The organism is Chloroherpetonaceae bacterium (assembly GCA_025056565.1).
In the GTDB taxonomy this organism is placed as follows: Bacteria; Bacteroidota; Chlorobiia; order Chlorobiales; family Thermochlorobacteraceae; genus Thermochlorobacter.
Window position 1 is genome coordinate 98,899 of record JANWWA010000005.1, and the last position, 20,123, is coordinate 119,021.

At 49.3% G+C, this 20,123-nt stretch carries 22 protein-coding genes; 9 read left to right on the top strand and 13 right to left on the bottom strand.

Annotated features, from left to right (window positions below):
• The first annotated feature begins 323 nt into the window (after positions 1–323).
• Genes NZM05_05675 through NZM05_05685 form a run of 3 tightly spaced genes read left to right on the top strand, consistent with a single transcriptional unit; the run spans position 324 to position 3,857 of the window.
• On the top strand, positions 324–722 hold the full coding sequence (locus NZM05_05675; GenBank protein MCS7013104.1) for a cytochrome c maturation protein CcmE: 399 nt from the start codon (positions 324–326) through the stop codon (positions 720–722).
• A gap of 47 nt (positions 723–769) precedes the next feature.
• Positions 770–3,121, top strand: coding sequence for a cytochrome c biogenesis protein CcsA (ccsA, locus tag NZM05_05680; GenBank protein MCS7013105.1), 2,352 nt, complete (start codon positions 770–772; stop codon positions 3,119–3,121).
• A complete protein-coding gene (locus NZM05_05685; GenBank protein ID MCS7013106.1) occupies positions 3,099–3,857 on the top strand; it encodes a hypothetical protein in 759 nt (252 codons plus the stop codon). Before ccsA ends, NZM05_05685 begins: the two co-directional genes overlap by 23 nt.
• A gap of 59 nt (positions 3,858–3,916) precedes the next feature.
• Here the strand turns inward: NZM05_05685 and NZM05_05690 are convergent, their stop codons facing one another.
• From NZM05_05690 to NZM05_05700, 3 genes are read right to left on the bottom strand one after another with little or no spacing between them, the layout of a single operon-like run.
• Positions 3,917–5,134 carry an aspartate aminotransferase family protein gene (locus tag NZM05_05690; protein ID MCS7013107.1) on the bottom strand — a complete coding sequence of 406 codons (1,218 nt, stop codon included), beginning with the start codon at positions 5,132–5,134 and terminating at the stop codon, positions 3,917–3,919.
• Positions 5,135–5,139: 5 nt separating this feature from the next.
• The gene (gene coaE, locus NZM05_05695) at positions 5,140–5,751 is read right to left on the bottom strand and encodes a dephospho-CoA kinase (protein ID MCS7013108.1); all 612 of its coding nucleotides are present in this window, start codon (positions 5,749–5,751) and stop codon (positions 5,140–5,142) included.
• Between the two features lie 2 nt (positions 5,752–5,753).
• Positions 5,754–6,140 carry a hypothetical protein gene (locus NZM05_05700; GenBank protein ID MCS7013109.1) on the bottom strand — a complete coding sequence of 129 codons (387 nt, stop codon included), beginning with the start codon at positions 6,138–6,140 and terminating at the stop codon, positions 5,754–5,756.
• A gap of 189 nt (positions 6,141–6,329) precedes the next feature.
• On the opposite strand from NZM05_05700, the gene NZM05_05705 reads away from it, so the two are divergent.
• Entirely contained in the window at positions 6,330–6,935 is a 606-nt protein-coding gene (locus NZM05_05705; GenBank protein MCS7013110.1) for a superoxide dismutase, read from the top strand.
• A 417-nt stretch (positions 6,936–7,352) separates the two neighbouring features.
• On the opposite strand, the gene NZM05_05710 is transcribed toward NZM05_05705, so the two are convergent.
• The 4 genes from NZM05_05710 to NZM05_05725 form a co-directional block, all read right to left on the bottom strand.
• Complete coding sequence (locus NZM05_05710) at positions 7,353–8,459, bottom strand: bacteriochlorophyll a protein (protein MCS7013111.1); 1,107 nt, start codon at positions 8,457–8,459, stop codon at positions 7,353–7,355.
• A 283-nt stretch (positions 8,460–8,742) separates the two neighbouring features.
• On the bottom strand, positions 8,743–8,940 hold the full coding sequence (rpsU, locus tag NZM05_05715) for a 30S ribosomal protein S21 (protein ID MCS7013112.1): 198 nt from the start codon (positions 8,938–8,940) through the stop codon (positions 8,743–8,745).
• A gap of 88 nt (positions 8,941–9,028) precedes the next feature.
• Entirely contained in the window at positions 9,029–9,715 is a 687-nt protein-coding gene (locus NZM05_05720) for a hypothetical protein (GenBank protein ID MCS7013113.1), read from the bottom strand.
• Positions 9,716–9,836: 121 nt separating this feature from the next.
• Positions 9,837–11,207: a pyridoxal-phosphate dependent enzyme gene (locus tag NZM05_05725; protein ID MCS7013114.1), complete on the bottom strand. Its 1,371-nt coding sequence runs from the start codon at positions 11,205–11,207 to the stop codon at positions 9,837–9,839.
• Between the two features lie 144 nt (positions 11,208–11,351).
• Between NZM05_05725 and NZM05_05730 the strand changes: the two genes are divergently transcribed.
• Genes NZM05_05730 through NZM05_05740 form a run of 3 tightly spaced genes read left to right on the top strand, consistent with a single transcriptional unit; the run spans position 11,352 to position 13,952 of the window.
• Complete coding sequence (locus NZM05_05730) at positions 11,352–12,056, top strand: YggS family pyridoxal phosphate-dependent enzyme (GenBank protein MCS7013115.1); 705 nt, start codon at positions 11,352–11,354, stop codon at positions 12,054–12,056.
• A gap of 12 nt (positions 12,057–12,068) precedes the next feature.
• Positions 12,069–12,647, top strand: coding sequence for a ribosome biogenesis GTP-binding protein YihA/YsxC (gene yihA, locus NZM05_05735; protein MCS7013116.1), 579 nt, complete (start codon positions 12,069–12,071; stop codon positions 12,645–12,647).
• A 15-nt stretch (positions 12,648–12,662) separates the two neighbouring features.
• Complete coding sequence (locus tag NZM05_05740; protein MCS7013117.1) at positions 12,663–13,952, top strand: adenylosuccinate synthase; 1,290 nt, start codon at positions 12,663–12,665, stop codon at positions 13,950–13,952.
• A gap of 141 nt (positions 13,953–14,093) precedes the next feature.
• Here the strand turns inward: NZM05_05740 and NZM05_05745 are convergent, their stop codons facing one another.
• From NZM05_05745 to NZM05_05755, 3 genes are all read right to left on the bottom strand, one after another.
• Positions 14,094–14,393, bottom strand: coding sequence for a hypothetical protein (locus NZM05_05745; GenBank protein ID MCS7013118.1), 300 nt, complete (start codon positions 14,391–14,393; stop codon positions 14,094–14,096).
• A gap of 79 nt (positions 14,394–14,472) precedes the next feature.
• Complete coding sequence (locus NZM05_05750) at positions 14,473–14,610, bottom strand: hypothetical protein (GenBank protein MCS7013119.1); 138 nt, start codon at positions 14,608–14,610, stop codon at positions 14,473–14,475.
• 22 nt (positions 14,611–14,632) lie between these two features.
• Entirely contained in the window at positions 14,633–16,222 is a 1,590-nt protein-coding gene (locus NZM05_05755) for an OFA family MFS transporter (GenBank protein ID MCS7013120.1), read from the bottom strand.
• A gap of 24 nt (positions 16,223–16,246) precedes the next feature.
• Between NZM05_05755 and NZM05_05760 the strand changes: the two genes are divergently transcribed.
• Both NZM05_05760 and NZM05_05765 read left to right on the top strand, forming a co-directional pair.
• A complete protein-coding gene (locus NZM05_05760) occupies positions 16,247–16,861 on the top strand; it encodes a sulfite oxidase-like oxidoreductase (protein MCS7013121.1) in 615 nt (204 codons plus the stop codon).
• A gap of 31 nt (positions 16,862–16,892) precedes the next feature.
• The gene (locus NZM05_05765) at positions 16,893–18,107 is read left to right on the top strand and encodes a molybdopterin molybdotransferase MoeA (GenBank protein MCS7013122.1); all 1,215 of its coding nucleotides are present in this window, start codon (positions 16,893–16,895) and stop codon (positions 18,105–18,107) included.
• Positions 18,108–18,260: 153 nt separating this feature from the next.
• Here the strand turns inward: NZM05_05765 and NZM05_05770 are convergent, their stop codons facing one another.
• Genes NZM05_05770 through NZM05_05780 form a run of 3 tightly spaced genes read right to left on the bottom strand, consistent with a single transcriptional unit; the run spans position 18,261 to position 20,101 of the window.
• Positions 18,261–19,037 (bottom strand): PspA/IM30 family protein, encoded by a 777-nt coding sequence (locus NZM05_05770; GenBank protein ID MCS7013123.1) that lies wholly within the window; start codon positions 19,035–19,037, stop codon positions 18,261–18,263.
• A gap of 27 nt (positions 19,038–19,064) precedes the next feature.
• Entirely contained in the window at positions 19,065–19,487 is a 423-nt protein-coding gene (locus tag NZM05_05775) for a YbjN domain-containing protein (protein ID MCS7013124.1), read from the bottom strand.
• 32 nt (positions 19,488–19,519) lie between these two features.
• Positions 19,520–20,101 carry a J domain-containing protein gene (locus tag NZM05_05780; GenBank protein ID MCS7013125.1) on the bottom strand — a complete coding sequence of 194 codons (582 nt, stop codon included), beginning with the start codon at positions 20,099–20,101 and terminating at the stop codon, positions 19,520–19,522.
• Positions 20,102–20,123 lie beyond the last annotated feature (22 nt).

Sequence of the window (20,123 nt, forward strand, 5' to 3'; positions counted from 1 at the left end):
GGCAATCCCTACGAGCAAAAGCGCATTGATTGTGCGGATTTTACTATCTTAGCTGCTCTTTAACGGTTTCCTGCCATGCAAGACTTCTTCATACAAAGCTCCATCTACGTTGTCTTGGCGATTGTGCTCGTTATTTTTACAGGACTGTTTCTCTACCTAATTCGGCTTGAAAGGAAACTGACCCAGCTTGAGCAAACACTTCTGCAGGAGAAAGACTCGCCGCCGCAGGAAAGCGCACAAAAACGATAGGGAAGCAGCGCTCGTTTATTAGCTTGGAACGAGATTGCGTAACTTTGGAGCAAACTGAAACCATTTCACAAACTATGCTGAAAAATCCCAAAGTGATAGTCGGCAGCGGTGTAGTGGCGGCAGTGCTGCTCTGGCTTGCTTTCACGGCACAGGAGTGGGCTAGTAGCGCAATTGGCTATGCAACCCTCAGTGAAGCAGCCGCTTCCAAGAAAGTGTGTTATGTGAAGGGGTATTGGGTCAAAGAAAAGCCAGCTGACCTAAGTGGTAGCGTGTTTACCTTCTATATGCGAGATGAATCAGGAGCAGAGACGCGCGTCGTCTATCGAAATGGCAAGCCGAACAACTTTGAGGAAGCGACCAGCATCGTGGTGCAAGGCAAGTATGAAAATGGCACGCTTTACGCCAAAGACATTTTGGTAAAGTGCCCATCTAAGTATCAATCTGAAGCAGCGGACAAGGCTAAGAAAATTTGATGAACTGGAAAGCAATAGCCTTTCTTCTGACCTAAACACAACGCAGTATGCCTACTGATAACCTTCTTTTGGAATTCCTCACAGGAAAATTTGTAACAATTGTAGGTTTTGTAGCCGCTATGCTGGCTGTAGCCGCATATTTCAAAGCGGCGCAAACTGAGCACGAGCCACTGATTCAGAAGGAGTGGTTGCGGCTGGCGCGCTATGCCTTTCTGGGAATGTTCGTGGCGATTGTCATCAATGGGCTACACCTCCTCTACCTTATTCTCACGCACCAGTTCCAGTATAACTATGTGAAAAGTTACAGCGACACGACGCTAAACATTTTTTACTTGATTTCCACTTTTTATGCGGGTCAAGAAGGCAGCTTTATGCTCTGGATGTTTTACGGCGCGCTGCTGGGGCTATTTGTCATTCGCATTGCACGTGACTATGAAGCGCCTGTAATGACCGTGCTGACGCTCTCGGAAGCATTTCTATTGTCAATGATTATGGGTATTCAAGTCCCAGGCATTGGTGTCATTGGCAGCGACCCTTTTGCATTGGTGGGAGGGGAAGTGCCAAAAGAAGGAGATGGATTGAACGCATTGCTGCAGAACCCTTGGATGGTCATTCACCCGCCAACGCTTTTCTTAGGTTTCTCATCGCTCATTGTGCCATTTAGCTTTGCCATCGCTGCACTTTGGAAAAATCGCTACGACGACTGGGTGCGTCCAGCTTTGCCCTGGATACTGTTCAGTGCACTAACCTTAGGCACAGGTATTATGATGGGTGGATACTGGGCTTACAAGGTTTTGGGCTGGGGTGGCTACTGGGGATGGGACCCAGTGGAAAATTCCTCACTGGTGCCATGGCTGATGATTGTGGCGCTGCTCCACACAACGCTGGTGCAGAAGAAAAACGGCTCGCTAAAACGGTTTAATCTTTTCCTTGCGATTCTTTCCTATTCAACAATCCTATACAGTGCTTTTCTCACACGCAGCGGCGTTTTAGGGGATACATCAGTTCATTCCTTTACCGACTTAGGGTTATATAACCAACTGGTTGCCTTTTGTGCAGTGTTCTTTCTGGGCGGACTTGGACTTCTACTCTGGCGATTTCCACGCATTCCATCTGCAGGGTCGACTGACTCACTCTACTCGCGTGAGTTTTTCCTGATGAGCGGTTCACTGGTGCTGATGCTGATCGGATTGGTGGTGCTGGCAGGAACATCAGCTCCACTGATTGACCAGATTTTAGGTCGACCAATAAGCAAAATTGAACCGGACTTTTACAACAAGACCACCCTACCGCTTGCAGTGCTTATTGGCTTTCTTTCAGCGATTGGACAACTTATTTGGTGGAAGCGCATTGACCGTGATACGCTCATCAAAAACCTTGCTATCCCAATTTCGCTTGCGATGTTGATGACATCCGTGCTGGTGCTCTTCGGAATGAAAGAGATTGGGATGATTGTCTTAACACTTTCAGCGTCGTTTTCTCTCTTTGCAAATGCACAGGTCTTCTTGAAGATTGCGAAAGGAAACTGGCGCTTTGCTGGAGGCTCGCTAACGCATATAGGGCTTGCCTTAATGCTACTGGGCATTATCGGTTCTGGCAAGTATGATGAGAGCCGATTTGTGGAGCTGCCAGTGGGGCATCCTGTCCAAGTATTTGGCAGAGAGTTGGTATATGCGGGCATTGAAAAAATTGATGGGGCAAAAAATGGTTTCAAGATTCTGGTGCGCGAGGGCACAAAAGAGCATACCGCAATGCCAGTGATGTATGAAACACGCCGAATGACCGTTCAAAACCCCGACGTGATTCATAGCCTCACACAAGATTTCTACCTTGCACCTGTCAATTTGCTGCGCCGTCCATCAGGACATCGCTTTGTGCTGGCAAAAGATGAAGCGCAAACCCATGATGGCTACACGGTCAAGTTCACTGGCTTCAAGATGTATCAAGACCCAAGTGCGCTAAATCCTGCCAGCTCACAGCCTATCAAGATTGGAGCAAATGTAGAGGTTACGAAAGATGGCGTAACGGAGCGAGTAGAGCCAACGCTTACAATTCAGGCAGGTGCGGCGCCAGAGATGGAACCCGCCGCGCTGCAAACCAATCCAGCTGTAAAAGTGCTGCTGGTGAACATTGATGCCAACAACCGCAAGGTGATGCTGGAGCTGCAAGGCTTGCCATCTGCTACAATGGTGCCTACCGAAACGCTTATCGTGGAAGCCAGCATCAAGCCGTTTATCAATGTGCTGTGGGTGGGCACTTATCTGGTGTTTCTGGGCTTTTGTCTCTCAATTTATCGGCGGTGGCAAGAGCGGCATCTGCGCCACACACGCCAAGCCCAAACGCGACCAGCGGCACCGCTGCAAAAAACAGGGTCTAATGAATCACTCGTGGCCTCATAGCATGCGTTGCAGTGCCGTAGTCGGGCACTATCTTTGTGCCTTGTTGCTGCTGACCACCGAATCTGCATTCGGTCAGTATCAAGCCCAGCCTGCAGCCTTGCCAAAGCCGCTCTTAGCAAGGCAAGATTCCGTATTCGCTGATGAGCCTACCGCACTACCAGCTCAAAAATCATCGTTCTTAGCGGTGCTGCTATCATTTGCTTTGCCAGGAATAGGAGAAGTGTATGCGGAGCGCTTTGATGTGGGGCAGTATTTTCTTGCTGCAGATGTAGCACTGCTGGTGGGATTTGTGGCGCTCACCGTATATGGCAATGTGCAGCGAGCGGATTACCAAAGCTATGCAAGGCTGTATGCCAACATTTCTGGCGACAAGAGTGAAGAGTTCTGGCGAGATATTGCCGATTGGCAAAATCGCGAAGCCTTCAACCAATTTCGGCTGCAGCGGCGACAATATGCCCTGATTTACGGTCCTGCCGATGATTGGCAATGGGTCAGCGAGGCACATCGCCTGCGCTACCGTGAGATGCGCATTTCAAGTGAAACTGCATTTCAAGCTGGCTACTATGTGTTGGCAGCAATGGGGCTGAACCGATTGCTGAGTGCCATCAATGCGGCACGGTTAGTGAATGCCGCAAAGGGAGAAATAGGTGCAAATACGCATGTGCAGCCCTGTTTCTCTTCCAGTGTGCAAGCGCTACCTGATGGACTGCTGCTCTCGGTGCGCGCTACCTTCTAACTTTGTTTCTGCATGAGGTGAAAAGCAGGGGCGAAGATGCAAATGCCCTCATCCCCAAGCTATATACTATGCCACTCTGCGCCAAACACCTTATCTAAGGCATGCACGCAGAGTTCTGCTTCCTGTTCAGTAATGGTAAGTGGCGGCAAGAGCCGAATCACGTTTGTATTAGTCGCATTGATGATGACGCCTTCGTTGAGCATTTTCTCCACATAGTAGCTGGCATCGCGCGAGACAGTGACGCCAATCATTAGTCCAAATTGCCGCACAGAGCGAACTTGAATGTGCTTGCGCATCAAATTTTGCAAGGCATTTTTAAGGAACAGTCCGACTCTTGCGGCGTTGTCCATCAGATTTTTTTCAAGCAACTCCTCTATGAGAGCAAGCCCAGCAGCACAGGCAACAGGATTACCGCCAAAGGTTGTGCCGTGATTGCCTTTGGTGAAAGTTTCTGCTACGCGTGCATTGCCGATGATTGCACCTAAGGGCAATCCACCGCCTAAGGGTTTTGCAGCACAGATGACATCTGGCTCTATGCCAAAGTGCATATAGCTGAAAAATTTGCCTGTTCGTCCGCAGCCTGCTTGCACTTCGTCTGCAACAAGAAGAAAATTGTGTTGCGAGCGGAGCGCATTGAGCTTGCTGGCAAAGGCGGGGGAAAGCGCACAAATGCCGCCTTCACCTTGCACGAATTCTACAAATACAGCGGCGGTACGGTCAGAGACTTTTTGCTCCAAGTCTTCAAGGTCATTGAACGTAATGTAGCCTGTCTCAGGCAGGAGGGGTTCAAAACCACTATGGTATTTGGGATTGGCGGTAAGGGTAACAGCGCCAAATGTGCGTCCATGAAAACCGTTGGTCAGTGAAAGAATTTGGCGTTTATGAGGGGAGATAGTGGAAGCCCATTTGCGGGCTAATTTCATTGCGCCTTCAACCGCTTCGGTGCCGCTGTTGCAGAAAAAGACCTTTGAAAAGCCAGTCAATTCCAGAAGTTTTTCAGCCAGCTTGAACTGTGGCTCGAGCAAGAAGAGGTTAGAGGTATGGATATACTTTTTAGCCTGCGTTTCAATTGCTTCAATAATGCGAGGGTGGCGGTAGCCCAGTGCATTGACGCCAATGCCAGAAATCATATCCAGCCAGCGGCGACCATCTTTTGTGTAAAGGTAGACGCCATCGCCGTGTGAAATTTCAAGCGGCAAGCGCGCATATGTGTGGAAAAAAAGCTCGCGCTCTTTTTCTTTGAGAGAAAGTGCGTCGAGTGTAGAAACAGTATGCATTGAAGTTAGCGATTCGAGGTTATGGAGCTAGTGCTTAAAATTTTGTTGAGGATATCCATGGTCTTTGCGCGCAGTTCATCCAGCGAGCCAGTGTTTTCAATGACATAATCAGCGCGAGCACGGAGTTCGTCATCGGAGAGCTGGCGAGCCATGCGGGCTTCAATGTCTTGGCGTGTCATACCGCGCGCTTCCAAGCGACGAATGCGCTCTGTGCGTGGCGCAAGAACCACAATCGTCTCATCAACTTGCTTGTCGCCACCTGACTCGAACAAAATTGCAGCTTCTTTCACCAGTGCCTTTGCACCGTTTGCTTCGGCGGTTTTCCGAGCACGTTCAAACTCGAGGAACACTTTCGGATGAATCAGCTGGCTAAGTGCCTCTAACTTCTGCGCATCACAAAAAGCAATCTCTGCCATTTTTTTGCGATTTGGAACGCCACCCTCATAGATGTCAGCACCAAACAGTTGCTTGATACCTGCGATCACTTCGGAGTCGGTTTCTTGCAACTGCTTGGCGACAAGGTCGGCGTTAAAAATCTCGCAGCCCAGCGTGCGCAAAATATCACAGACCGTGCTTTTGCCGCTACCAATTCCACCCGTTACGCCAATCACTTTCATCTCTACTGCATCATTTGTTTTTGCAGTTGCTGACGGTAAAGTGAGTCTTGCTTTTCTTGGATGACAAGGTTTCGCCGTTCTTCCAAGATTTGCACAGTGCGCAATTGCACCTCTTGCCAGCGCTTAGGGTTAGTGCGATACAGCTCAAAGCGCTCACTAAACTCTCTGGGCGAATAACGATGCGCCGCAAAAATAGCGCTTAGACTGTCGAGTTTGTTAAATCGTGCTTTGAGCGAGTCAGGCGTTGTGGCGTAGCTGCCTTGTAGCGTCAGCACATCTGCATAGACGGCAATAAAACGCTGGTCATCACGGTCTAACTTGACTTTCTCGGCGCAGCCAAAGACCAAGCCAAAGCAAAGCGCAAGAAAGTAACCAAAAGGCGTTTTCATCAAAAGTTGCTAAATTCGTGTTGCAACAAGTTTTCTGAGTGCATATCAAAAGCATCTCAGTGCTGCAAGGTGCGCTTAGGCAAAGTCGCCAGTATGAGCAGATAAAGCCACGCTGCTGGAAACGAAGCGCTGCCTATTTTGGTTTGCTAAGCGTAGTAATTCTCAACAACCAAACACACCGAACCAACTATGCCATTTACGCTTCCAGAACTGCCATATCCCAAAGATGCGCTCGAACCGCATCTTTCTGCAAAAACCTTTGAATTCCATTATGGCAAGCATCATCAAGCATATGTAACCAACTTGAACAACCTGATTCCAAACACCGAGTTCGAGAATGCGTCGCTAGAAGAAATCATTAAGAAGACAGCCAAAGATAGCTCAAAGGCAGCATTCTTCAACAATGCGGCGCAGGTGTGGAATCATACCTTCTACTGGCATTGTATGAAGCCAAAAGGCGGCGGTGAACCGACTGGGGCATTAATGGATAAAATCAAGGAAGATTTTGGCGATTTCGGCAAATTCAAGGAAGCCTTCAAGCAAGCGGCAGTAACGCAGTTTGGCTCTGGTTGGGCGTGGCTGGTGCTGGATAACGGTAAATTGGCAGTGGTTAAAACACCGAATGCTGAAGTGCCTTTCACTGAAGGCAAAACCCCGTTGCTGACAATTGATGTGTGGGAACACGCCTACTACATTGACTACCAAAATCGTCGCCCCGACTACGCACAAGTCTTCATTGACCACCTTATCAACTGGGATTTTGTCAGCCAGAACTTTGCCGCTGCGATGAAATAAACCTGTGCCAGTCTCGCTGAAGTAGGGAAGCGGTCGGACAAAATTAAAAGGGGGGTGATTCCCCCCTTTTGGTCATGATCGCTGCTTGGCAGGTGTGTGCCACTGAGCGATGCTGACAAGTTGTGCATACATACAACCGGTCAAGTATGTATGCGACCGTTACTGCTTACTACTGGTACTGCTTTACTACTGTACTACTGGGCACTACATTACTACTGCTTTACTACTGGTACTACTGGAATACTACACAGGTACTACAAAACACAGTGCTGGCGGCTTGCAGTGAAGGGAAGGTGAGCAAATTAAGGCTTGCAAGTTGACTGCTGTTGCGGCTGTTTTTTTCTTTTTTGCGTCACCTCTTGCAAGCCGCCAGTTTGAGCGGCATTGCACCGCTCATGGTGAAGTTGCGTCCAGCCTCTATTGTGCGTAAAGGACTTCAAACTGACCTGTGCCACCTTTGCAGATGTGCTCGACCCACTTTGCGTAGGTACCGCCATACCACTTGTAGGTTTCATTGTTTTGGTAGCGGTATTGCGGCGCGGCGTAGCGGATCTTGAAGCCTTTTGGCAGCGTGATAGTCAGTTGCGTATCAACCCGGAAATCATTGTATTTGCCGACGATTCCATGATGGATAATCGGAATAAGCGGGTGATTTAGGATACGACGCAACCCGCCGCCTGCATCAATAGAGAGTCCGGGCAATTCACCATCGACTTTCACTTCAATACCCTGTGAGTCGGAACTGAAAGCCCCTTCTATTCTGGCTTCTCTACCCAAGAGCTTTTCAACTGGGAAAAGTTCAACCCAACGTGAGACGGCATCAACCACACCTGACCCTGCATTTGAGAATCGCCAGTTCGAGACTCCGAGCGGTTCTTCAGGGGTGCCTTCTGTGCCAATGCGCACCACTTCCAAGTTCGAGATGCGCTGACCACCTTCATCTAAGGCATTGCGAGCAGGACCGATGAACCAGAAGTCACGAATCCAGTCGCCAAAATTCGGGCCAGAGTTCCGAATGCTGGATAGCGTGGCTTCCCAAGTAGCAATCAAGTCATCGTTTTCAAGTGGGATTTTCATCAAAATGTCGTGGAACTGACGCCCTTGCAAATAGCGTGGGTTTGGAATGTTGCGCCGAATCACATCAGACTTATAGTAGTAGAGATTCACCACAGAACCTTCAAACGAGAACGCATGGCTGAAGTCGCCAACGGTTACGACCCCATCGCCGACGGCAACACGCCGCTCTTCCGTCTCATTGGCGATATCGGCTTCCACTGTGAGTTTCTTTACAGTGCTGTCAACTACTGTTTCAATCAGCACAGAGAGCCGCACCACATCTTTACTATCGCCAATGGGCTTTGCTTTCAGCTTAATGTTAAGGTCAGTGGGTAGCAAGGGAATCGCAGGCGTCACATTGATGGTCGCACGCGCTTTGAGCGTTCCCCAAGTGCTGGTGCCACCTTCCAACGTAACCTCATAGTCTGAACGGGCGATGGTTGCTTCTGCTGCACCAAAGAGCGCCATAGTTTTTCTCCTTCTTCAAAGGTAAGGTTAATGAAGCTCATCTACTCTTTTGCGCTGAGTTGGGCTTGCTCTTAACTCTAAGCGCCTCACCTGACTCATTGCACCTGCTAACTTAGAGCACAAGCAGAGGCTTTGCAACCGCCTGAGGGTATTTTTCAGCAAAAAGCATAGTCGTTTCGGTCGCTTTCAGAGACAAGAAGTTTCTATGGCAATCTTTTGAGCAAAGAGAGAAAACAAAAAAGCGAGCAGATGCTCGCTTCTCAGAAACAGTGCAAATAGCGGTTTAAGAATTCAGTTCTTCGTTCAGACGCTGCGCACGGCGCTTCCTGCGAGACTCTTTCAAGCGCTCTTCAACAGAGGGCTTGGTGTAGTAAGTGCGACGGCGATACTCCTTCAAGATACCAGCGCGTTCATACTTTTTCTTAAAGCGCTTTAGCATCTTATCGATGCTTTCGCCTTCCATGAGTTGTACTCCGACCAATGTTTCACCTCCTCTCTTTTAGATTTTAGTTTAGTGTATGCAAACCTAATTCAGGCAACTTTTATCGCACAGGGAGCGACAAAGTTACTCAGCTCGATTTCTTTGGCTTTCTAACAAGCTTGAGCTTGCCTTTCTTCGTCGTGTCTGAAACCGTGCCATCAGATTCAATTGTAACATTCTCAAGCAACTGACGGAAACCTAAGTTACGAAATTCAACGCTAATTGCGTTCATTCCGCTGGCCGTAACAACTTTGGAGCGTACAATGCCAACTTCTTTCAGCCCTTCGTGGAAAATCGCATCGCCGACCGCATAGATAGATTGTGGCGAGTAGGGAATACACTCTTCTTTGGTAAGTTCTTCTAAGCTTTTCTCGCGCTCAGTTTGAATCTTCCACTCCTCAACAAGCTGCACTGCGCCAACTGCACAATCTGTGCAGCGCAGCCAATACTTGCGCGTGCACTCTTCTTGTGGCTGGTCATCGTCTTTTGGCTTGTCGCTGGGTATCCACTCTCCGACAAACTCTCGCGTGGAGACGCGGTCACAGACTTCACAGTAAAGCGGCTTGATTTTACCAGCTACAATAAGCTCACGCTTGCTAACCGCTTGACCATTCGCCGTAGAAACCTCAGGCGAGATGAACTCCTCAACTTTTACCTTAGGCTCGGCTTTTTTCTTAGCAGACTTTGAAACCGTTGTCTTCGCCGAGCGCTGCTTTTCGGACCGAACTTTTTTCTTCTCTGTCTGTGGCAACTTTGCACTCTCGTTTGGTTGCATTGAAAAGGGCTTTGAATGTAATACCTCTCGTGCAAATAGACAAATTCTGAGACTGCAAGGCCGCTTATCGCCAAACCGAGCGTATGCATTGCCACAAGACTTGAAGTGCTCTTGTAAGTCTTCAAGCCGTGATAGCTGCAATCAGGTCTGATTTGGTGATAATCTCGAACTCTTCGCCGTCGCGACCGATAAGCACTGCATTGTCTCGACTGAGCGTGTCAGAAAGCTGAGCAAGCGAGGCGTCAGGCGGCAAAATTGGGAAAGGCTTTTCCATATACCCAACAACTTTGTTGAATTTGGCATCAGCTTCAGAAAGTAAAGTGTGAAGGATTTTGTTGTCGCTGATACTCCCAATTTCTGCACCGTCGGAAATCACAGGCACTTGAGAAATTTCATACTGCTTCATTAGCTCAAAGGCTTCGTAGAGAGGCGTTTCAGGCATAACGAAGATGAGCTTGCGATGCTTCTTGGTCGCCAAGACATCAGCAGCCGTGAGCTTGGACTTATCGCCACTGAACGATTGTGAAAAGTTGTTTTCTTTCATCCAGAGGTCGTTATACATCTTGCTAATGTAGCGTGCCCCCGTGTCTGTAATCATCACGACGACGACATCGGTTTCTTGAAGTTGCTTTGCGGCATTCATCGCTGCAAAGAGGGCAGCCCCTGACGAGCCACCAGCGAAGATGCCCTCGAGCTTGGAGAGCATCCGTCCAGCCGTGAAGGCATCGCCGTCGCTAACGGGAATGACATCGTCCAGAATATCGAAATCAGCCGTCTTGGGAATGCGACTACCGCCCATTCCTTCTAACTTCCACAGTCCAATTTCAGGTGGCATTTCGCGAGTCTTGAAGTAATGTGTGTAGGCAGAGCCAACCGAGTCAATGCCAATGACTTTGACTTTGGGGTTATACTCTTTAAGGCGTCGGGCAATGCCTGAGACGGTGCCGCCGGTGCCCATCGGGGCAAAAACGTGAGTAACTTTGCCATCTGTTTGTTCCCAGATTTCTTCGGCAGTGGTGCGATAGTGCACGTCGGGATTGGCTTCGTTGACAAACTGGTTAGGGTAGTAAGAGTTGGGGATTGTCTTAGCCAGATGTTCGGCGACGCTGTAGCAACTGCGTGGGTCTTCGGGCTTAACGGCGGTCGGCGTGATGACCACTTCTGAGCCTAAGGCACGCAGGAGGTCAATTTTCTCCTGCGAAACTTTGTCAGGCATCACCATAATGCACTTATAGCCCTTGACCGCAGCAACCAGCGCAAGACCAATTCCTGTGTTGCCCGCTGTCCACTCAATAATCGTGCCACCCGGCTTAATGAGACCATTTTTTTCAGCGTGTTCAATCATACTGAGCGCAATGCGGTCTTTGATGCTGCCGCCCGGGTTCATAAACTCTAACTTAGCCAGCATCACAGGCTTGAGTGATTTGGCAATGCGGTGCAAACGCACCATTGGCGTTTTCCCAATCGTGTCGAGAATGCTCTCGTACCACATAGCACAAAAGTGTTTAAGTTGATAAGGGCAAAAAGTTAATGAACCGAATTGTCAATTTGAAGTAAGTTTGAAGCCCGACACTGACAGCGTTCCCCACCTATGTGGGGATTTTGCGCGGAATTCTCAAACTTTGCAGCAGAAGGTATGCTACTTGGTAAGGCAATGACCATTGCGCAAAACTTGGCGCAGGTGCGCTCACAAATTGAGGCCGCTTGTCAGCAAGCAGGACGTGCGGCAAACACCGTCAAACTCGTTGCAGTCTCAAAGACCAAGCCCGCCGAGATGATTCGGGAAGCCTACGAAGCAGGGCAGCGCATCTTTGGGGAAAATTACGTGCAGGAACTCCTGCAAAAGCAAGCCCACCCCTTGCTACACGGGTTAGATATAGAGTGGCATTTGATTGGGCACTTGCAATCCAACAAGGTCAAATACATTGTGGGCAAGGTATCGATGGTGCAGGCTGTCGACAAAATCTCGCTGGCAGCAGAGCTATCGCGGCGGGCGGGGCGCCAAAACCAGTGCGTAGCAATCTTACTGGAAGTCAATATCTCAGATGAATCAAGCAAGTATGGGTTCAAGCCAGAGGAGGTGTGCGCGGCAGCAAAGGAGATTTTCACGATGCCGCATCTCTCGCTGAAAGGCCTAATGGCGATTGGGTCGCCTGAGTTGGAAAAGGCAGAGAAAGAGTTTGCGAAAATGAAATGCCTCTTTGACGACATAAAGCGGCTTGCCCCTCAGCCAGAGACCTTCACGGAGCTTTCAATGGGAATGAGTGGAGACTTTGCGCAAGCAATCGCAGCAGGAGCCACTATTGTGCGCATTGGCTCTGCCATTTTCGGAGAACGCTAATCAAGTGCCAAGATGCGTATCACATCGGCAGAATTTGTAAGGAGTGTCGTATCACCTGACGCTCTGCCCAAAGATGGCTTACCAGAAATTGCATTTGTGGGACGGTCAAATGTCGGCAAGTCATCGCTGCTCAATCTCCTCATGCAGCGGAAGCTCGCAAGAACCAGTGCAACGCCCGGCAAAACACGAGAGCTAAACTTCTTTCTCATCAATCGCAGGTTTTATTTCGTAGATTTGCCGGGCTATGGCTACGCAAAGGTGCAAAAATCGCTGCAAGCAGAATGGAAAAAACTGTTGGAGTGGTATCTGGAAGCGCGCCCTATGCTTAGACTGGTGCTGCTAATCATTGATGCGCGGCATCCACAAATGGAAAGTGACAAGCAGATGCAAGAATTTTTAGCATTCTACGGACGGCGATATGCACTGGTACGCACAAAAATTGATAAGCTAAGTAAAGCGGAACTGGCAGCCGCACAAGCCGCTTCAGAAGCCTTTTTTGAAGGATATGAATTTGTGGCAGATGTGTCAGCAACAAAAAAAATGGGTCAGCACGAGCTACTCTCAAAACTCAAACCCTATCTTGAGCCTTAAAACCACGCATTGCGAATGACACACCTATCAGAGCGGCGAGCAACGGTCTTAGTTGGCTCGCAATTCGGCGATGAAGGCAAAGGCAAACTGGTCGATTACCTTTCGGCTGAGTATGATATTGTGGTGCGCTATCAGGGTGGCGCAAATGCAGGACACACTATCTGCTTTGAGGACAAAACGATTGTATTGCACCTTATTCCATCAGGTATCTTTCACCCGAACTGTGTGTGCGTCATTGGCAACGGCGTAGTGATTGACCCTGATGCGCTCATGAAGGAAATTCAAACGGTGCGCAACTTAGGCTTCAGTGTAGAAGGGCGACTCTTTATCAGCCACACAGCGCATCTCATTATGCCATACCACAAGCTCTTAGATTCGCTAGCCGAACAAACACGAAACGAGCGCATCGGTACCACGATGCGTGGCATCGGTCCAAGCTATGTCGACAAATTTAGCCGTGTCGGCATCCGAATCGTGGATTTACTTTCGCCAGAAATTTTAGAAGAAAAGCTGCGGCTTAATCTGGAACACAAAAACGCACTGCTGAGAAAAATCTATGACAAAGAGGAACTCAATGTAGAGGAACTGGTTCGGCACTACACCGCCTTTGACCGCACAATTGACAGCTTTGTCAAAAACACGCAGGTTTATCTAAACGAGCAGCTTGCACAAGGCAAGCGCATTTTGCTGGAAGGCGCGCAGGGGAGCTTATTGGATGTTGATCACGGCACGTATCCATTTGTAACTTCATCAAACCCGACAGCAGGAGGAGCATGCACAGGCTCTGGAATTTCACCCACACATATTGGCAAGGTAATTGGTGTGGCAAAAGCTTATATGACACGCGTGGGCAACGGTGCGTTCCCGACCGAACTGCACGATGAAACAGGTAACAGAATCCGACAAATTGGGCAGGAATTTGGCGCAACGACGGGGCGACCGCGCCGCTGCGGCTGGCTGGACTTGGTCTTGCTCCGATACTCCAATCTTATCAACGGTGTGAGTGAACTGGCACTGACAAAGCTCGATGTCTTAGACCACTTCGATGAAATCAAGGTCTGCACCGCATACAAGCTAAACGGAAAAGTGTTGAAAGACTTCCCAACCGACCACCACACCCTCTGCAAAATTGAGCCACACTACGAAACCCTGAAAGGCTGGAAAAGCTCGAACCGACACTGCCGAACATTTGAAGAATTACACCCGAATACCCGAGCCTATATCCACTTCATTGAAGATGCGCTGCAGACAAAAATTTCCTTCATCTCCGTCGGTCCAAAGCGCGATGAGATGATTTTTCGCTAAAAACGCTAAAAGGAAGGTGCAGTTTCCTAAGCAGCATAGAGGGAGTGAGACAAGCAAGGGATTAAACTTGCCTGCTTGTACTGCACAATGCCATTGAAAGAAGAAAAAAGCCAAAAAGCCATCTGTGGAGACCGCCACGACTTAGCGCTGCTCCTTAATGAGAAGATTAAACTCTTCTTCCGAGTTAATAATCTTGAAATCGTCTCCCATCTGCTTGATGAAGACCTGCACCCCATCAAAAGTAAGCGTCTCTGCATCGTCGGCGAAGGGACTCTCAGATGAAGTGCGTAAAAGCTCACTAGCTTGTTGTTGGATTGCGTCAAAGAAAGCAGGACTGAGTGCGATAGCAACCACTAAGCGGCGATTCACTTCATCGAAATACGCTTCGATTTTCTGCTCTTCCGTAAGCTGTTCCGAAAGTTTAAGCTCGAGCTTTTGCATATACTTTCCCTCTGAAAAATTAGGCGAACCGATTAGGCGAACCGAAGTTAGTTCGCCTCTCCAGCTTCCAGTTCCATCTCTACTGAAATAGCACCAGTGTTTTCACCACCACTTGCCAGATTGCCCAAAGCGATGGAATCCCGACAATAGACCAGCTGATAATGAGTTTGATGGTGTTATTCCGACGCATGTGAGCGCCGTTTGTTGTGTCTGCCATATTTTTCTTCCTCCTGTTTTAGTTAGGCTCGTTGCATTTGCATCGTGCCACTGGGTGTGTTTTGTGGCGCTTCGGCGTAGTGATACTTTGGTGAGACTTCCTTGACCAAGTAGTTGGCAATAAACCCAACGACCAACAGGCCGGCCATGATGTACATCGTTACGTTGTAGGCTTCGGCTTTGGGCACGCCATTGTTGATTTGATACTCACGGATGTAATTAACGAGCACTGGCCCTAAGACAGCGGCGGTTGACCATGCCGTAAGAAGGCGACCGTGAATAGCACCGACTTGCATCGTGCCGAACATATCACGCAAATAAGCTGGAATTGTCGCAAAGCCACCGCCATACATACTCATAATGATACCGAAAAGCACGACAAACAAAACGACGCTCCCAATCTGCCCAGTAGTCGGAATGAGCGCATAAAGCACAGTGCCCAAGCCGAGATAAATCATATAGTTTGTCTTACGACCTAAGATGTCAGAAAGCGATGACCAGAAGAAACGACCAACAAGGTTAAAGAGCGAAAGCAGTGCTGCAAAACCGCCTCCTGCTGCGGCAGCCATCTTCGTTACATCTTGCTCACTCAGTCCCATATCACGGAATTTTTTGAACAGGAACATTTCCTGAATCATCGGTGAAGCTTGCCCTAAGACACCAATGCCAGCCGTTACATTCATACAGAGCACAATCCAAAGAAGCCAGAACTGGGGGGTTTTAATTGCTACATCAGCAGTTACATTAGCAGTGGTGACCATCTTCTTTGGCTGTGCATGAGGCTCCCAGCCTTCGGGTTTCCAGTCTGGTGCAGGAACACGAGCCGTAAAAGCTCCAAAGAGCATAAAGACAAGGTAAATGAGCCCCATTGCGACGAAGGTTTCCCAGACACCCATTGAGGTTGGAGTCTTAAAGAAATTCATCAGCTCGACTGCTAACGGTGAGCCAACCATAGCACCGCCCCCGAAACCCATAATTGCAATTCCTGTAGCCATGCCGGGTCGGTCAGGAAACCACTTCATCAGCGTGGAGACGGGCGAAATGTAGCCCAGTCCTAAGCCAATACCGCCAATCACGCCGTAGCCGAAATACACAATCCAGATGTTGTGAATCGCAATGCCAAATGCACTAACCAAAAAGCCCGTCGACCAGCACACTGCAGAGACAAACATTGTTTTGCGAGGCCCAGAGCGTTCCACCCACTTGCCAAACACCGCAGCAGAGATGCCCAGCACCGCCAGAGCGATACTGAAAATCCAGCCAATCTCTGGGATGGTCCAATCAACTCCTTTTTGCGGCTCAGTAATGCCGATAAGTTTCGTCATTGGAATGTTAAAAACAGAAATGCCATACACCTGACCAATGCACAGGTGCACAGCCAGCGCAGACGGTGGAAAGAGCCAGCGGTTGTATCCGGGTTCGGCAATAGATTTCTCTCGGTCTAAAAACGACAGTAACGACATATCTTCGCCTCCTTCTGTTTTGTTGTTGTCATCGTTTTCGGTCACACGCCTGCTGGAAGACAGTTCTGGTTGCCCCTGCGTCAATACCTTGGCGTGCAAGCGTTCATTTTCGATACCACCGTAAATTTTTTTGTAGATTATTTCGTTCATTTTTCACACAACCTTTTAGGAGCTATGTCGCGCATTGAGCTTGAATCAGCCTTGAAAGACCAGCTAAACGCTTTCGGAAAAGCAAAATTACCACCCGGGCAACATCTTACTTTGAAATTCCCTGTACTAACCTACGGCACAACACCCAGAATTGACCTCAAAGACTGGCGACTGACCTTGGATGGCTTAGTAGAAAATCCGCTCACGCTGACTTGGGATGATTTTCTGGCTCTGCCGCAGGTGACGATTACAGCAGATTTTCACTGCGTAACACGCTGGTCAATGCTAGACAAGACATGGACAGGCGTGCCGATAAAGGAAGTGCTCAAACAGATTAAGCCAAAGCCTGAAGCGAGGGCAGTGATGGTCTACTGCTACGGTGGTTACACGACAAACCTCACGCTGGACGCGCTAGACGATGACGATGTATTGCTCTGCCACTCGTGGGAAGGGCAGCCACTTACACCAGAACACGGCGGTCCGTGCCGACTGCTGGTGCCCAAACGCTATGCTTGGAAAAGCGCAAAGTGGATCCATCGTATAGAGTTTCTCGCAGAAGATATGCCTGGCTTTTGGGAGCAAAACGGCTACTCAATGAGCGCTGACCCTTGGAAGGAAGAACGCTATTCCGATGATTGACTTGCACATTTCGGCATTTGTTCGCTCCTAAATGATTACGGTCGCTGAGGCAGATGCAATTCTTCAAGCGCGCTGTCGCGCCTTCGGCATCGCTGAATTGACCTTAGCTGAAGCAGTGGGACGTGTGCTTGCTGAGCCTTTGATAGCCGACCGTGATTTTCCCCCTTTTCACCGAGTTGCAATGGACGGTTTCGCCTTAGATTGGGCAGCGGTGCAAGCAGGGCAGCGACGATTTGAAGTGGTGCACACTCAGCGCGCAGGTATGCCTGCGGTAGCCTTGCCGAAGTCTGGTGTAGCAGTAGAAGTGATGACAGGGGCAGTGCTACCAGTGGGTGCGACCGTCGTTGTGCGTGTGGAAGATGTTGAGTTAGAACAACAGGGTGAGCGGCGATTCATTGCGCTAAAGAGCATCCCTGAAAAAATCTGGCAAAATGTGCATCAGCAGGGAATAGACCGTCGGCAGGGCGAGACGATTGTGCCACAGGGACGAATGCTGTCGCCAGCGGAAATTGCAGTAGCGGCTGCTATTGGCAAGGTAACCGTGCACGTCTATGCCCATCCACGCATTGCGATTGTCTCTACAGGTGATGAGCTGGTAGAAATTTCTGAGACCCCACTGCCACATCAAATTCGTCGCTCCAATGCAGCGATGCTGCAAGCCTTTCTGCGAGCACGTGGCTTGGAATGCAAGCTGTTTCACACTGGCGACGCGTCAGAAGCAATGCACCAATGCTTCGCAGACCTGCTTCAAGACTATGATGTGATAATTTCCACAGGTAGCGTGTCAGCAGGAGAAGTGGATATTTTGCCCAGCGTTCTGCAGGAGCTGGGTGTAGAAGTGCACTTCCACAAGGTTGCACAGCGTCCGGGAAAGCCGATGCTGTTTGGTCAAACGCAAACTTGCACTGTGTTTGCGCTGCCGGGTAATCCTGTTTCTGCGGTGCTATGCTTTTTGCGCTATGTGTGGCGCTGGATATGTGCAGCGCAAGGACAAGAGAAAAGCAAGCCGCTTTTTGCACAACTGACTGAGCCTGTGGTCTTTAAGCCTAAGCTGACCTACTTTTTGCCAGTTCGTCTGGCTGTCTCATCTGAAGCCACATTGCTGGCTGAACCGCTCGCTGGGCACGGCTCAGGTGACTTTGCCAATCTGGTCGACTGCGATGGATTTCTCGAGCTCCCTGCTGAAAAAAGTGAATTTGTAAAAGGTGAAGCCCACCCCGTCTGGCTCTACCGAGATTGGTGCTAAGAAAAAGGTAGGTGTTCTTTGCCTACAAGCATGGTGCGAATCTCTGCGAAGTGTGCATCTTATCCCAGTTCTAACGCAAATCTGTCCCCTCTCCTCCTGAAGGAGAGGGGGTTGAACTAAAGATTGCTAGATGACTAAGAAGCGTAGAAACGCTTAGCTTGCTGAGGCAGTACTGGTGGAGCTGGCAGTGTTGCCTGCAGAGCTTGATGCAGGGTCAGCAGGCGGCAGCATGCCCATTTTGCGCTTCAGTTCCAAAAGCGAGTCCGATGCAGCGCTCTTAGAAGGCGTAGCCAAAATTCGGTTGATTTGCTCGTCGACAGTCGTGGTGGCTTCAGCAATTTGGGCATAGGCTTCAGCTTCAGCTTCGGTTTGCATCACACGCTCTTTCATTTTCTCAAGCATGGCAATCGTGCCTGAGGAGTCGACGCCTGAGAGCTGCTGATTAATCTTCTTAGTGGCTTCGGCAGCTTTGGCACGTCCTTTCAGTGTAATGAGTTCATTTTCGTAGCGCGTAATAGTTGATTGCAGCTTTTGCACTTTGGTTTGGAGGGCATCGGCTTGCTGCTGCTGGAGCTGCGCATCAGTAAGAAGTTGACGCCCTCTGGCTTCAAATTCTTGCTTGCGGTGAAGGGCTTCGGTGGCAAGGCGTTCCGCTTCTGCCATATCTATGTCGCCTGCTTGAGCGCGCTGCAGCAGTGCCATCGCTTTGCGCTCATACTCTTGGGCTTGACGCAGTTGTTCTTCGCCGTCTTTGCGCAAACGCACTGCAACGGCTTTCACCTGTGCCAGCGCTTGGATTGATTTTGCAAGGTCAGCACGCAATTCCCGAATGCCTTGTTCCGTCATCTTGACAGGGTCTTCCATCTTGTCAATGACGGCATGCGCTTCAGACTGCGCGACGCGGAAAATTCTCTTGAATAGGCTTGCCATAAAACCTCCTTCGGCATTAGGTTAGGGTTATGATTTTGCGTATCGCAAAAGCTCTGTGCCGTGCTCAGCCAGTGCCAGCGACAAGGCTTCGATGGAAGCATAAAGCTCGTTGGGGTCAAGATTTTCTAACTGCAAGGTATCACGGAAAATGACTGTCTTGCCTTCCTCATCTAAGACGAAAGCACCGTGCACCAAAGTGCGATTCATCTTGAGCAATTTCTCAAAAAGGTCGCCGGGATTTTTCGGCACAGGCATAATAACCTGCTCAATGACAAGCAGGGTATCTTCGCAGTCAATCACCATATTCTTAATGCCATATTCTTCATCTTCGACGACCAAAATTTCATTTTTCTCATCTTCACTAACAATCTTGAGGTCCATATCCAAGAGCATATTCTTGACGGCTTGAAAGCGATTTTCCACATCGGTGGCGTCAAATGGATTGCGCATAGTCTTTTGGGTTTAGAGTTTTCGCAATTGGGTTATTTTTTGCTTAAATGCTTGGTCAGTTCTTCGTAGGCTCGGTTGATGCCTTTGGTGAGCTCAGTAGCGATGCGCTGCTTTTCTGGGTCGCCTGCGAACTTGTCAGGGTGATAAAGCGCCACCAGTCTCCGCCACGCACGCCGCACCGTTTCCAAGTCCGAACCGTAAGGGATTTCCAAGTTGGCATAGTAGCCTGCGATGTTGGGGTCTATGCTTGCAGCTGTGCCCGACGAGTGCTGCCAGCTCTGATAAGCGCTACTGTTCCAAGCGCCACGATACCCGCTTTGTTGCTGTGAGCCAGCGTAAGTGTGGCTGTAACCTTGACTTGATTGCGCTTGATGCCAATGGGCGTAGGTCTGATAGGATTCGTAGACCTTCTTTCGTGCCCGGCTATATTGTGCCTCAATCTCTTTCAGCAAGGTATCCAAGTCTAATTCTTTCCAGTTCGCTCGCCTAAATTGCGCATTATGGTAGGCTTTCAGAACTTTGACTAAGCGCGATAGAACACTCATTAGGGCTAAAAATGCAGTTTGGTTGAGAATATGCAGAGAGGCTTTCTTGACAAAGCAAGCACTGTGCATCCATTTTGAAGAAAGATAATAA

Coding starts and splice junctions, on each gene's coding strand:
- NZM05_05675 (MCS7013104.1), top strand. CDS start 324: ATGCTGAAAAATCCCAAAGTGATAGTCGGCAGCGGTGTAGTGGCGGCA.
- ccsA (MCS7013105.1), top strand. CDS start 770: ATGCCTACTGATAACCTTCTTTTGGAATTCCTCACAGGAAAATTTGTA.
- NZM05_05685 (MCS7013106.1), top strand. CDS start 3,099: ATGAATCACTCGTGGCCTCATAGCATGCGTTGCAGTGCCGTAGTCGGG.
- NZM05_05690 (MCS7013107.1), bottom strand. CDS start 5,134: ATGCATACTGTTTCTACACTCGACGCACTTTCTCTCAAAGAAAAAGAG.
- coaE (MCS7013108.1), bottom strand. CDS start 5,751: ATGAAAGTGATTGGCGTAACGGGTGGAATTGGTAGCGGCAAAAGCACG.
- NZM05_05700 (MCS7013109.1), bottom strand. CDS start 6,140: ATGAAAACGCCTTTTGGTTACTTTCTTGCGCTTTGCTTTGGCTTGGTC.
- NZM05_05705 (MCS7013110.1), top strand. CDS start 6,330: ATGCCATTTACGCTTCCAGAACTGCCATATCCCAAAGATGCGCTCGAA.
- NZM05_05710 (MCS7013111.1), bottom strand. CDS start 8,459: ATGGCGCTCTTTGGTGCAGCAGAAGCAACCATCGCCCGTTCAGACTAT.
- NZM05_05720 (MCS7013113.1), bottom strand. CDS start 9,715: ATGCAACCAAACGAGAGTGCAAAGTTGCCACAGACAGAGAAGAAAAAA.
- NZM05_05725 (MCS7013114.1), bottom strand. CDS start 11,207: ATGTGGTACGAGAGCATTCTCGACACGATTGGGAAAACGCCAATGGTG.
- NZM05_05730 (MCS7013115.1), top strand. CDS start 11,352: ATGCTACTTGGTAAGGCAATGACCATTGCGCAAAACTTGGCGCAGGTG.
- yihA (MCS7013116.1), top strand. CDS start 12,069: ATGCGTATCACATCGGCAGAATTTGTAAGGAGTGTCGTATCACCTGAC.
- NZM05_05740 (MCS7013117.1), top strand. CDS start 12,663: ATGACACACCTATCAGAGCGGCGAGCAACGGTCTTAGTTGGCTCGCAA.
- NZM05_05745 (MCS7013118.1), bottom strand. CDS start 14,393: ATGCAAAAGCTCGAGCTTAAACTTTCGGAACAGCTTACGGAAGAGCAG.
- NZM05_05750 (MCS7013119.1), bottom strand. CDS start 14,610: ATGGCAGACACAACAAACGGCGCTCACATGCGTCGGAATAACACCATC.
- NZM05_05755 (MCS7013120.1), bottom strand. CDS start 16,222: ATGAACGAAATAATCTACAAAAAAATTTACGGTGGTATCGAAAATGAA.
- NZM05_05760 (MCS7013121.1), top strand. CDS start 16,247: ATGTCGCGCATTGAGCTTGAATCAGCCTTGAAAGACCAGCTAAACGCT.
- NZM05_05765 (MCS7013122.1), top strand. CDS start 16,893: ATGATTACGGTCGCTGAGGCAGATGCAATTCTTCAAGCGCGCTGTCGC.
- NZM05_05770 (MCS7013123.1), bottom strand. CDS start 19,037: ATGGCAAGCCTATTCAAGAGAATTTTCCGCGTCGCGCAGTCTGAAGCG.
- NZM05_05775 (MCS7013124.1), bottom strand. CDS start 19,487: ATGCGCAATCCATTTGACGCCACCGATGTGGAAAATCGCTTTCAAGCC.
- NZM05_05780 (MCS7013125.1), bottom strand. CDS start 20,101: ATGCACAGTGCTTGCTTTGTCAAGAAAGCCTCTCTGCATATTCTCAAC.